Annotated in this window: 14 protein-coding genes; 12 read left to right on the top strand and 2 right to left on the bottom strand. The window is 45.2% G+C overall.

Annotation, left to right across the window (positions count from 1 at the left end):
- The first annotated feature begins 40 nt into the window (after positions 1-40).
- The 12 genes from ICN38_RS07285 to ICN38_RS07230 all read left to right on the top strand — a co-directional run bounded on the left by ICN38_RS07285 (position 41) and on the right by ICN38_RS07230 (position 11,028).
- Entirely contained in the window at positions 41-235 is a 195-nt protein-coding gene (locus tag ICN38_RS07285) for a heavy-metal-associated domain-containing protein (protein ID WP_216256417.1), read from the top strand.
- Between the two features lie 164 nt (positions 236-399).
- The gene (gene apbC / locus ICN38_RS07280; protein WP_216256416.1) at positions 400-1,488 is read left to right on the top strand and encodes an iron-sulfur cluster carrier protein ApbC; all 1,089 of its coding nucleotides are present in this window, start codon (positions 400-402) and stop codon (positions 1,486-1,488) included.
- A 14-nt stretch (positions 1,489-1,502) separates the two neighbouring features.
- The gene (locus ICN38_RS07275; protein ID WP_216256415.1) at positions 1,503-2,042 is read left to right on the top strand and encodes a DUF3305 domain-containing protein; all 540 of its coding nucleotides are present in this window, start codon (positions 1,503-1,505) and stop codon (positions 2,040-2,042) included.
- Positions 2,042-2,602 (top strand): DUF3306 domain-containing protein, encoded by a 561-nt coding sequence (locus tag ICN38_RS07270; RefSeq protein ID WP_255562759.1) that lies wholly within the window; start codon positions 2,042-2,044, stop codon positions 2,600-2,602. Before ICN38_RS07275 ends, ICN38_RS07270 begins: the two co-directional genes overlap by 1 nt.
- Positions 2,599-4,689, top strand: coding sequence for a 4Fe-4S binding protein (locus ICN38_RS07265; protein ID WP_216256413.1), 2,091 nt, complete (start codon positions 2,599-2,601; stop codon positions 4,687-4,689). The genes ICN38_RS07270 and ICN38_RS07265 overlap by 4 nt, the downstream gene beginning before the upstream one ends.
- Positions 4,686-5,324 (top strand): molecular chaperone, encoded by a 639-nt coding sequence (locus tag ICN38_RS07260; protein WP_216256412.1) that lies wholly within the window; start codon positions 4,686-4,688, stop codon positions 5,322-5,324. Before ICN38_RS07265 ends, ICN38_RS07260 begins: the two co-directional genes overlap by 4 nt.
- 120 nt (positions 5,325-5,444) lie before the next feature.
- Complete coding sequence (locus ICN38_RS07255; protein ID WP_216256411.1) at positions 5,445-5,666, top strand: formate dehydrogenase; 222 nt, start codon at positions 5,445-5,447, stop codon at positions 5,664-5,666.
- Between the two features lie 68 nt (positions 5,667-5,734).
- On the top strand, positions 5,735-8,713 hold the full coding sequence (locus ICN38_RS07250) for a formate dehydrogenase subunit alpha (RefSeq protein WP_216256410.1): 2,979 nt from the start codon (positions 5,735-5,737) through the stop codon (positions 8,711-8,713).
- Positions 8,714-8,740: 27 nt separating this feature from the next.
- Entirely contained in the window at positions 8,741-9,397 is a 657-nt protein-coding gene (gene fdh3B / locus ICN38_RS07245; RefSeq protein WP_216256409.1) for a formate dehydrogenase FDH3 subunit beta, read from the top strand.
- Positions 9,397-9,633, top strand: a complete 237-nt coding sequence (locus tag ICN38_RS07240; protein ID WP_216256408.1) for a hypothetical protein — start codon at positions 9,397-9,399, stop codon at positions 9,631-9,633. The genes fdh3B and ICN38_RS07240 overlap by 1 nt, the downstream gene beginning before the upstream one ends.
- Before the next feature lie 47 nt (positions 9,634-9,680).
- Positions 9,681-10,733 (top strand): formate dehydrogenase subunit gamma, encoded by a 1,053-nt coding sequence (locus tag ICN38_RS07235; RefSeq protein WP_216256407.1) that lies wholly within the window; start codon positions 9,681-9,683, stop codon positions 10,731-10,733.
- A 10-nt stretch (positions 10,734-10,743) separates the two neighbouring features.
- A complete protein-coding gene (locus ICN38_RS07230) occupies positions 10,744-11,028 on the top strand; it encodes a hypothetical protein (RefSeq protein ID WP_216256406.1) in 285 nt (94 codons plus the stop codon).
- On the opposite strand, the gene ICN38_RS07225 is transcribed toward ICN38_RS07230, so the two are convergent.
- Positions 11,029-11,736 carry an ATP-binding cassette domain-containing protein gene (locus ICN38_RS07225; RefSeq protein WP_216256405.1) on the bottom strand — a complete coding sequence of 236 codons (708 nt, stop codon included), beginning with the start codon at positions 11,734-11,736 and terminating at the stop codon, positions 11,029-11,031.
- A complete protein-coding gene (locus ICN38_RS07220) occupies positions 11,729-12,424 on the bottom strand; it encodes an ABC transporter permease (protein ID WP_216256404.1) in 696 nt (231 codons plus the stop codon). The genes ICN38_RS07225 and ICN38_RS07220 overlap by 8 nt, the downstream gene beginning before the upstream one ends.
- Positions 12,425-12,458: the final 34 nt, after the last annotated feature.

The following is a 12,458-nucleotide window of genomic DNA, read 5'->3' as shown; positions in this document are numbered from 1 at the left end:
ATCTACTGCATATCTAACCATTTAAGCGCAAAGGCTTCCTATGTTGACTCTCAAAGTATCTGGTATGACCTGTGGAGGCTGTATTAATGCCGTCACTAGAGCAGTGCAATCCCAGGATCCTCAGGCAACAGTGCAAGCAGATTTAGCAACTCAGATGGTGAATTTAGAAACTACTTTGACGCCTGCACAAGCCAGTCAGTTAATTACTGAGGCAGGATTTCCGGTTTTAGCTTGATGCGTATCGCCAATTTGAGGTGAAGCATTTAATGGCTACTTAATCCCCCTACAAGCAAAATAATCTTTGTGCGGTTAACCTACCTACTAAGTAAATATTCGCAATAAATAACAAGATTTACTTTAAGACCCCTCAAATGAGGAGCAACTTCTTAGGAGAGAGCAGTGGCAGTTACAGTTGAAGCGGTTCAAGCAGCCCTCAAAGGCTTAGTCGACCCAAATACTAAAATTGATTACGTAACGGCTAAGAACGTTAAGAATTTACGCGTAGAGAATGACGAAATTTCTCTTGAGATTGCTTTGGGCTATCCAGCCAAAAGTCAGTTTGACACTGTTCGAAAATCCGTCATCCAAGTTTTGCGTGAATTACCTGATGTTAAAAATGTCAGCGTTAGTGTCACTAGTCAGATCGTCGCACATTCAGTCCAGCGCGGCGTTAAATTATTGCCTGGCGTTAAAAACATCATCGCAGTTGCAAGTGGCAAAGGTGGTGTGGGTAAATCGACGACTGCCGTGAACTTGGCTTTGGCATTAGCTGCTGAAGGCGCACAAGTAGGCATTCTGGATGCAGATATCTACGGCCCTAGTCAACCAATGATGTTAGGCATTACTGGAAGACCAGAATCGCTTGAAGAAAATACGATAGAGCCAATGGAAGGCCATGGCTTGCAGGCCAGCTCAATTGGCTTCTTAATAGAAGAAGATGCGCCAATGGTTTGGCGTGGCCCGATGGTGACTTCTGCCTTAGAGCAATTGCTTCGTCAAACGCGCTGGCGTGATTTGGATTACCTCATTGTTGATATGCCCCCAGGCACAGGCGATATTCAATTGACCTTGTCTCAAAAGGTTCCTGTAACGGGAGCGGTCATTGTGACAACTCCTCAAGATATCGCTTTGCTTGACGCTCGCAAGGGCCTCAAGATGTTTGAAAAAGTTGGTGTACCAATTGTTGGCATTATTGAAAATATGAGCACCTATGTATGTACTCAATGCGGCCATGAAGAGCATATTTTCGGATCTGGTGGCGGTGAAAAAATGTGTAAGGAGTATGGCGTTGACTTTTTGGGCGCCTTACCTTTAAACCTTTCGATTCGAGAGCAGGCTGATGCTGGGCGCCCAACAGTGGTTGCAGACCCTGATGGAGCAATTAGCGACATCTATAAAAACATCGCTAGACAAGTTGCCATTCGAGTTGCTACTCTCTCAAAAGATATGAGCAGTAAATTTCCTAGCATCGTTGTACAAAACACCTGAGGCTCTGAGTATTTATGCGCTTTGCAGTATTGATGCGTAAGCAAAATATCGATAACCCATGGATTTCATATCGATGGGTGCCTCAAGAAGTATTGCCAGATTTTGGACAATTTCATTCTCAAGACTTTGAGTCAAATAAAATTATTGGTCAGTTTTTAGGTCGGGATGCAGATGGGGAATCTTGGTTATTTACCGGCTATGAGTTAAATCTATTTCTTGATGAGGCTGAGGGCTACTATCTCAATGTCTCAGCAACGACGCCATGTTGGTTTGTCATGTGGCGCCTAGAAGAAGACTATGGCCGCTATTTGGATGAGCAATCTATTGCGATTGCAAACTCCGAACCTACTTTTGCTGTCCCTCATCGTATTGTTCTTAGCTATAACGAGGCAGCGCGTTTATTGGATGGTGGTGAATCAGTCGACTCTGTACCAATGAGCTCTGAACATGCTTCCTGGTTACAAGAATATGTGAATGAACATTACCATCCAGAACCTAAGAAGCGTCATCGGCCAGCATCATTTAAGGGCGCACAGCGCCCTGCGGAGGAATGATGACAGATGGATTTTTAAGTCGCTGGTCAAAGCGTAAGGCTGGTAAAGAAGATGAGATCAAGGATGATGGTCAGGAATCAGCCAAATCAATTGCACCAGCAATTCCAGAGGTGCAGACGCCCCCACCAGTAACGCTCGAAGATGTCGAAAAAATAGATCGTTTTGATCCTGACTTCTCTGCCTTTATGCGTGCCGATGTTGATCCTGCAGTTCAGCAAGCTGCCCTCAAGAAAATGTTTAGCGATCCGCACTTTAATGTGATGGATGGTTTAGATATCTATATTGATGACTATACGAATCCCGAACTACTACCCCCAGAAATGTTACGAGGGCTGGTTCAAAGTGATTTATTGGGGCTCTTCAAAACCGCTGACAATGAGACGCAGGATTCCAATAAAGCGGTAGATCAAGTTGCTCCAATTGAAAAGTTAGCAAATGGTGTTTCTGATCCTCAACCGAAAACTGATTTAACATCCCAACCATCCCCGCAAAAGCAGGGTACGGATAATGCGACTGATCATCTCGCTCAAAAGAAAAATATTACTGAAGATAAGTCATGAGTCAAAAATTAGTTTGTAACTGTAATGGCACTATGGCTTTGGATCCTAAGACATTAGGCATACCAATACATCGGTCTTTGTGCAGGCAGGAAGTCGGCTCTTTTTTAAAAGCTTTGGATGGTTCAGAGGAGCTAGTGGTTGCTTGCACTCAAGAAGTCGCTTTATTTGGTGAGCTAGCCGCACAAGCAGATAAGCCACTGGTATCACCCTTACGTTTTGTCAATATTCGAGAAGTAGCGGGCTGGACGCAAGAGTCAAATCAATCTACTCCGAAGATTGCTGCTCTCTTGGCTTTGGCAGAGATGCCACAAGCGGAACCTGTGCCGGTAGTCAATTATGAAAGCCAAGGCAGACTATTAATTGTTGGTGCTGGAAGTCAGGCTATACCCTGGGCTGAAAAATTATGTGATTCATTGGATGTGTCTGTTCTTTGTACCGAGCCTGGCGATTTACCGCTTGTACGAAACTATCCTATCTATAGCGGCTCAATAAGCAAATTAGATGGCTATTTGGGTAAATTTTCTGTCGATTGGGATTTACAAAATCCAATTGATCCTGAAATGTGTACTCGTTGCGGGGCTTGCGTTGAAGTCTGTCCTGAAAATGCCATTGATCTTTCATTTCAGATTGATTTAAACAAATGCAAATCACATCGAGCTTGTGTCACTGCGTGCGCGAGTATTGGTGCCATTTCTTTTGATCGAGTAGATCGCCAGCGTAATTCAGAATTTGATTTGATTTTAGATTTACGTGCTGACCCAAAAATGCGCATGAGCCAAACGCCGCAAGGATACTTTGCTCCAGGCAAAGATCCTCTTGAGCAAGCCTTACTAGTCAATCAATTGCTAGAGAAGGTGGGCGAGTTTGAAAAGCCTAAATATTTTACGTATAACGAGAAAGTATGCGCCCATGGCCGCAACGGCAAAGTAGGGTGTAGCGCCTGTTCGGATGTTTGTTCAACAGGTGCCATCTCTTCGCTATTCAAAGGTGGTCAAGGTAGTGTTGAAGTTAATCCAAATTTATGCATGGGGTGTGGAGCTTGTGCAACGGTTTGTCCATCGGGTGCAATGCGTTACAACTATCCGAGCGTAGTGCACCAAGGAAAAGAATTAAAAGCCTTGGTAACGGTCTATTCGGCTGAGGCTAAAAAACTTAATCAAGCGCTTGCTCCTAGCTTGCTTTTGCATACATTGAAAGCTGGCACCCAATTAATAGATGGTCTGGGTCGCTCAGCACATGTTCTACCAAAGCAGTTTGAGGGCTTGCCATCTTTTGTCATTCCTTATGGAATAGAGCACATCGCTTCTACTGGTTTGGATCTATGGCTAGGCGCCTTGAGTTATGGCTTTTCTGAAATCACTCTTTTACTGAGTGGTGAAGAAGATCCCGCTTATCGTGAGGCCCTAAAAACTCAAGCAGATCTTGCGAATGCAATCTTGCAAGCCTACGGTTTTGATGCACGCGTTCATTTGATAGAGGCCCATTCAGTGAGTGACTTGCAAACTGTCTCCAAGGCGATGGGCATTTTGCGTCAACGCGGTTCACTAGCCGCCCTTTGCCCACCGGCAAGCTTTGGCCTATCTCTTCAAAAAAGAGAAACTGTAGAAGCGGTCTTGGAATATTTACAAAAATACGCAAAGACGCCATTACCAGAGGCTGGCGTTGTTTTGCCTAAATCTTCCTTACTGGGCGGCCTGACTATCAATAAGGATGCCTGTACTTTATGTATGTCTTGTGTAAGCAGTTGTCCTGAAGGTGCTTTATTAGACAATCCGGATGAGCCAATACTTTCTTTTATCGAAAAGCAGTGTGTTCAATGCGGCATTTGTGCGCAGACCTGTCCCGAGCATGCATTGGTTCTTAATCCCCGTCTTTTGACGGTCGAGCAGCGCAAGCAAAAGATGGTCTTAAATGAAACTCAAGCTTTTCATTGCATTAGCTGCGGCAAGCCATTTGGAACACTGAAGATGGTTGACTTGATGTTGTCAAAGTTGGGCGCACACGGCGCATTCTCAGGGTCTGCAATGGATAGGTTGAAGATGTGTGGCGATTGCCGCGTAGTAGATATGGTGAAAAAAGAGACATGAGCGAAACAGCAAAAGAAAATTCATCAACAGAAGTGGGAGACATTGGTTTACCCGAAGATCTGGCGCGGGCTGACTTATACGGATTAATTGCGCGCTTTTTTCAGATGCCTCCAGATCAAGTTCTTTTAGATCAAATTGCAGCGACTGCTGATCAACATGATTCTGCTGATGAGGCACCCTTAGCCAAGCTTTGGATGGATTTGGTGGAAGCGGCTAAAAATAATTCTGCAAAGGCCTGGCGTGAGGAGTTTGACTTGAATTTCATTAGCGTAGGTAAGCCTAATGTCGTTCTTAACGGTTCCTATTACTTGGCGGGCCACTTAAATGAAAAGCCCTTAGTCAGTATCCGCAAGGCTTTAGAGGAATTTGGTCTTGAAGCGGCGGAGGAGATTACTGAAACCGAGGATCATATTTCAGCACTCTGCGAGGTAATGAGATACCTGATCGCTGGGGATGACGTTGAGATATCAAACCTTACAAATCAAAAGGTTTTTTTTAATTCCTACGTACGTCCCTGGTATGACAACTTGTGCGATGCAATAGAAGATATTCCAGAGATGCACCTCTACCACCCAGTTGCATCGTTAACGCGCGAATTTCTGGCAATCGAAGCCCAAGGATTTGACATGATTTGATGTTGCATTGCAATATAAATGTCTAGTCCTCTTAGCATCTTTTTATGACTTAAATATGTCAAAAATGCAATTACCAATTACACTTGACCATGATCAAGAAAAATTACTTAGGAGCATGCCATGAGCACTAAATCTACAGTTGCTTTAAGCGAACAAAACAAGCCATCTCGTCGTAAGTTTTTTATTGGTGCAGGCGCCACTGTCGGGGCCGTTGCTGTTGCCACTCAAACCTCAGTTGGCAAAGCGGTCATTCAAGAAATCGGTAGCACAGTCAAGGTCAAAGAAGAGGGGCATCAGATTACGGCTCACATGCGTAAGTATTACGAAACCACTTTGCTTTAACTAGATTCATTTGATTTAGATCTTGTTTAAATAGTTATTTAATAAAAAAACTTTCTCAGGGACAACATATGAGTCTGACTCGTAAATCCAATACCCCACAAAGCAGTCGTTCTACATCTCACCTTATTGGGAGTTTGTCGCGCGGCTTAAAGGCAGCGGTTCCAACGATGGATCGCCGAACATTTCTAAAACGTTCAGGTGTGGGTGTAGGCGCTGGTATTGCTGCTAGCCAATTGAGCTTTGTCCAAAAAGCGACAGCAGAGCCAAGCAAGGCGATGCTTGATGGCAAAGGCAAGATCGAAGTAAAGAGAACGATTTGCACCCACTGCTCAGTGGGATGTGCTACTGATGCAACTGTTGAGAATGGTGTTTGGGTTCGTCAAGACCCAGTATTCGATTCGCCAATCAATATGGGCGCCTACTGCGCTAAAGGGGCTTCACTGCGTGAGCATGGCCACGGCGACTTCCGCTTGCGCTACCCGATGAAATTGGTTGATGGAAAGTATCAACGTATTTCTTGGGATCAGGCTTTAACTGAGATTACAGCTGAGATGAAGAGTATTCGTCAGAAATACTCTCCTGATGCGATGTTCTTCATTGGATCATCTAAGCACAACAACGAACAGGCCTACTTACTTCGTAAGTGGGTTTCTTTCTTTGGTACTAACAATACAGACCATCAGGCTCGTATCTGTCACTCCACAACGGTTGCAGGTGTTGCAAACACCTGGGGCTATGGTGCAATGACCAATAGCTATAACGACATGATGAATTCCAAAGCTGCTATGTACATCGGCTCAAATGCTGCTGAGGCTCATCCCGTGTCGATGTTGAGCTTGTTACATGCTAAAGAAAATGGCTGCAAAGTGATTGTGGTTGATCCGCGCTACACACGAACAGCTGCGAAGTCTGACCAGTTTGTGCGGATTCGTTCCGGTACTGATATTCCGTTCTTGTTTGGCGTTTTGTATCACATCTTCAAAAATGGTTGGGAAGATAAGAAGTACATCAATGATCGCGTTTACGGCATGGAAGAGATCCGTAAAGAAGTGATGGAAAAGTGGGGACCTGCTGCAGTTGAAGAGGCTTGTGGCGTTCCTGAAGCGCAAATGTATAAAGTAGCTGAAACCATGGCCAAGAATCGTCCAAGTACGGTTGTGTGGTGTATGGGTCAAACACAGCACACGATTGGTAATGCAATGGTTCGTGCATCTTGCATCTTGCAATTGGCATTAGGTAACGTTGGTAAGTCGGGTGGTGGTACTAACATTTTCCGAGGTCATGACAACGTGCAGGGTGCAACAGACGTAGGCCCTAACCCAGATTCATTGCCTGGTTACTATGGATTAGCAGCCGGCTCATGGAAACACTTCGCCACAGTATGGGGAGTTGACTATGAATGGATTAAAGGTCGCTATGCACCAGACATGATGGAGAAGTCCGGTACTACAGTGTCTCGTTGGGTAGATGCCGTTCTGGAAAAGAACGACATGATTGATCAGCAAACTAACGTGAAAGGTTTGTTCTTCTGGGGACATGCACCAAACTCGCAAACACGCGGTCTTGATATGAAGCGTGCAATGGATAAGTTAGATCTACTTGTAGTTGTGGATCCATATCCAAGTGCTACTGCTGCAATGGCTGCAATGCCCCCAGCAGAAGGCCAAACGATTAACAAGAATCGCAATGTCTATTTGTTGCCGGCTGCAACACAGTTTGAAACCTGTGGTACAGCTACTGCGTCAAATCGCTCATTACAGTGGCGTGAGAAAGTCATTGATCCATTGTTTGAGTCTGTACCTGACCATGTGCTCATGCAAGCTTTTGCTGATCGTCTTGGATTTGGTGAAGAATTATCCAAGAATTACAAAATACTCAATTCTAAATTTGCTGGTAAGCAATGGAGAGAGCCGCAAATTGAAGACATCCTGCGTGAGATCAATCGTTCCGTTTGGACTATTGGTTACACAGGTCAAACTCCAGAGCGTCTGAAGGCTCACATGAGAATGGTGGCCACCTTTGATCCGAAGACATTGAAGTCCCGTGGTGGCGTAGATCCTGTTACTGGCTACGATACAACTGGTGATTACTACGGCTTGCCTTGGCCTTGTTACGGTACAGCAGCCATCAAACACCCAGGCTCGCCAAATCTCTATGACACCAGTAAGAGTGTGATGGAGGGTGGTGGTAATTTCCGTGCGAACTTTGGTGTTGAGCGCGAAGGTGTGAGCTTATTGGCTGGCGATGGCTCTTGCTCTAAAGGTTCTGCTATTACCACAGGCTATCCCGAGTTTGATCACGTATTTGTGAAGAAACTTGGTTGGTGGGATCAGTTAACTGAAGACGAGAAAAAACTCGCTGAAGGTAAGAACTGGAAGACCGATTTATCTGGCGGTATTCAGCGCGTTGTAATGAAGAACGGTTGCCATCCATTTGGTAATGCGAAGGCACGTGCAATTGTTTGGAACTTCCCTGATGCAATTCCGATCCACCGCGAGGCCCTTTACAGTACCAATGCGCCAATGATGCGTAAGTATCCAACTGTGGCTGATAGAAAGAATTTCTGGCGTCTCCCAACTCTCTATAAGACTCTGCAAGATCAAAACTTGAATCAGAAGTTGTATGAGAAGTTCCCAATCATTCTGACCTCTGGTCGCTTGGTGGAATACGAGGGCGGTGGAGATGAGACTCGCTCTAATCCATGGTTAGCAGAACTCCAGCAAGAAAACTTTGTGGAGATTAATCCTAAGGCTGCAGCAGATCGTGGCATTAAGAATTGGGATTATGTTTGGGTTAAGTCTCCTACTGGGGCAAAAATCAAAGTTCGTGCACTCCTTACGGAGCGTGTGGATCAAGGAACCGCTTTTGTACCATTCCACTTTGCGGGATGGTGGGAGGGTGAAAACATTCGTAAGTACTATCCAGAAGGTGCCGCTCCTATAGTTCAGGGTGAGTCGGTCAATACTGCGACTACTTATGGTTACGACATGGTGACGATGATGCAAGAAACAAAAACCACTATGTGCCAAATCGAAAAATTTGCCTAAGTTAAAAAATAAAGTCAGGAGAACACAATGGCAAGAATGAAATTTATTTGTGATACAGAACGATGCATTGAGTGCAACGGCTGTGTCACTGCCTGTAAGAACGAAAACGAAGTTCCGTGGGGTGTAAATCGGCGTCGGGTTGTTACGGTCAATGACGGCATTATTGGTCAAGAAAAATCGGTATCAGTAGCCTGTATGCATTGCTCTGATGCGCCTTGTATGGCCGTGTGTCCAGTGGATTGTTTCTATCGTACTGATGAAGGCGTCGTTCTACATGACAAAGATATCTGTATCGGATGCGGATATTGCTCATTTGCTTGCCCATTTGGTGCGCCACAGTTCTTAAGTCAGGGTGCTTTTGGAACTCGCAGCAAGATGGATAAGTGCACATTCTGTAGCGGTGGCCCAGAAGCGAACGGCAGCGTTGCTGAGTTTGAGAAGTATGGACGTAATCGTTTAGCTGAAGGCAAATTGCCTTTGTGCGCTGAGATGTGTTCTACCAAGGCTTTGATTGGTGGCGATAGCGATATCATTTCTGGCATCTTCAATCAGCGCGTTGCTATTCGTGAGAAGAATGGCAAGTACCCAGGATCAAAAGCTTTTGGATGGACTACCGCTTATGGAGGTCCAGATACCCCAGCGCCGACTCCAACTCCAGCTGCAAAAATTCCAGGGGCTAAATAATGAAATTACATTTCAAAACGCTGGGATTGTGTGTGGCAGCTGCAACTTTATTAGTAGCATGCTCCGAGCCACCAGAAATTGCCGCTAAGGTTGCTAAACGTCCTGACGTTGCTCCATACATGGGGGCTAATGATGGCTTCATGACAAAGGGTTGGACGCCTGGTAACCAAGCGAGTTGGACTGAGTCTACCGATAAGCGTACTCAAGGCCAAAACGAATACAGTCGCGTTAAGTGATCATCCAAATAACAATAAATAAAACGAAAACGTTTAAGGACATGTGTATGAAACGATCATTCTCTAAAGTTCTGCGCACTTTGGTTGTGGCTGCCGGCTTATCGCTCAGTCTTGCAAGCGGGTTGAGTTATGCGGAGCGCGCCCAAATGGTGCCGCTCCCATCTCCTAGTGGAGTAGATCATCCCTTGTATGTGCCAGCGAATCCAAATAAATTGGCAGATGGTACTCAAGCCCAATCTCAGCCCGCGAACCCATCTATTTTTACCGCACCAAATGCTGATCCACAAAACTACGTCAGTATTCCCGATAGGCAAGCTGGTGTTTTGATTCAACGCGCAGGTCAAGAATGGCGATTAATTCGTAACGGTATTATTACTGTGTATGGTGGTTGGCTTTTAGCGATTGCGTTCTTCGGCATTGTTGCGATGTACATCCTCAAGGGCTCAATTAAATTGCATGAGCCACTTTCAGGTATGAAAATTAAACGCTTTAGTCTCTTTGATCGTTTTGTTCACTGGACGATGGCTGCTAGCTTTTTAGCTTTGACATTCACTGGCCTCATGATTTTGTACGGTAAGTATTTTGCGATGCCTGTCATGGGTGGGGTAGCTTACGGTGCATTCCTGGATGTCTGTAAAAATATTCATAATTTCACAGGACCCTTATTCACCCTTTGTATTGTGATTTTCTTCCTGCTATTTGCGCACAAGAATCTTCCTGGTAAAGGTGATATGGCTTGGTTCCTATCCTTTGGTGGAATTTTCAGTGGTAAGCATGTGCCAGCTGGTTTTTTCAATGGTGGTGAAAAGGTTTGGTTCTGGTTTGGTATGACTTTCTTGGGCCTAGTTATATCTGCCTCAGGATTCGTATTGGATATGATCGTACCGTTTATGCAAATTGAATATTTGCGCGGCACGATGCAAATTGCCAACATCATCCACAGCAGTGCAGCGATCTTGATGACGGCGATGGCTATGGGTCATATCTACATCGGAACTATTGGTATGCAAGGCTCTATTGATGGCATGAAGACAGGTTATGTCGATGCTACTTGGGCTAAAGAGCATCATGAGCTTTGGTATGACAAACTTAATAAATAAGGACAAAGCCATGAAAAAAATCATTGCTTTTACATTCTGTGCTGTAGCATCTTCAGTAGTACTCGCAACATTGCCACCCTTGTCGCCAGAGGCGCAAGAAGCTGCCAATCTAGCAAAGGCTAAAACAGCCTACGGGGACCGTGTTGGCGCCTATCAACTGTGCCAATCACAGAATCGTGTAGCTGATAAATATAGAATGTCCGGCACACCTGCACCCGCAGCTTGTGTAGCACCACCACCATTTGTAGCGCCAGTAGCGGCTGCCGCAGCTCCAGCAGCAGCACCAGCAAAATAATTATTCAGACAGTAGTTCTTGATGTAAGTAGCGTTTAGCTGCTGGTGTTTGGGGATTTAAGAAGAAGGGGCCTACGGGTCCCTTTTCTTTTATTTGACCACCATCAATAAAGATGATGTATTGCGCCAATCTTTGTACTTGAGCAAGTTGGTGTGATGAAAAAATAACATCTGTCCCATTCTGATCAAACTCATGAATCATCTTTTCTACCTGCTCTGTAGCATTAGGATCAAGATTGGCGGTGGGCTCATCTAGCAAAACGAGATTAGGCTTTTGTAGCAGAGCTCTTCCCAGACAAAGCTTCTGCCTCTCTCCAGCAGAGAGTTTATGAGCAGGGCTTGAGGCAAGGGTGCTCAAGCCAACTTTATCTAGCATTCGATTGATATCTCTTGCGCTGATATTGGGATCAACATCAGTAATCATGCCCATGTTCATTCTGGCAGAAGCTTTGATCATTGGCGTGTGATGTAAAACTAGAGCAGTACTCGTATCAAATGAATAAGATACTGAACCGGTATCTGGTTTGATGAGGCCATCCAATAGTTTTAAGAGAGTAGTTTTACCTGCGCCATTTGCTCCAATACAGGCGGTAATTCTGTCTGCAGGAATGATGGCATGCCCAATATCTAGAATGGTTTTGCCATTGCTGATAACCGTGACATTCTTGAGTTCAATGAACTTTGCAAATTGATCCACTACATTATCCATAGCGACGCTCTGCCATTTGACGTACAGCAAAAGTAAATAAGTTTGCTAGGAGAACTATGGCCAATAAGACAATCCCGAGCGCTAAGGCAAGTGGCAAATCCCCTTTACTGGTTTCTAGTGCAATGGCAGTAGTCATTGTTCTGGTGGAGTGATCAATATTGCCGCCAACAATCATGACAGCACCAACTTCGGATATAGCTCTAGCAAGACCAGCAAGAATGGCAATGGTTAAAGAGAAGCGGCAGTCCCAAATCAGCCATTTATAGCGTGATAATGAGGGCAAACGAAGGCTCATAAAGGAATCACGATGTATCCGCCAGGAGTCCTCGAGGATCTGCCTACTTAAAGCAGCTATTAAGGGGGTTGTCAGGAGTGTTTGGGCTAGGACCATACCCTTGGGGGTAAAGAGCCATCCCCAGGCACCTAGAGGCCCCGACCGAGATAGCATCAGGTATACCAGCACTCCCACTATTACGGTAGGCACACCCATTAGGGTATTGAGGGTCACAATAAAGGCCTTTTTGCCCCTAAATTCCTCTGTGGCTAGCAGGGCGCCAACCGGCAGACCTAGCAAGGTGCCGAACAAAAGTGCCGTAAGACTAACCTGTAGAGATACAAGCACAATGCCGATTACCCCGCCATCTAAATGGGCGAGTAGGCTGAGGGCATCTCGAAAAGCAGTTAACATGCATTCGATTCTATCAAGGGGATGGCAAAATGGA

It is taken from the genome of Polynucleobacter sp. AP-Melu-500A-A1, assembly GCF_018882125.1.
In the GTDB taxonomy this organism is placed as follows: domain Bacteria; phylum Pseudomonadota; class Gammaproteobacteria; order Burkholderiales; family Burkholderiaceae; genus Polynucleobacter.
The sequence above is the reverse complement of the archived record's forward strand: the minus strand, read 5'-3'. Positions and strand labels throughout refer to the sequence as shown.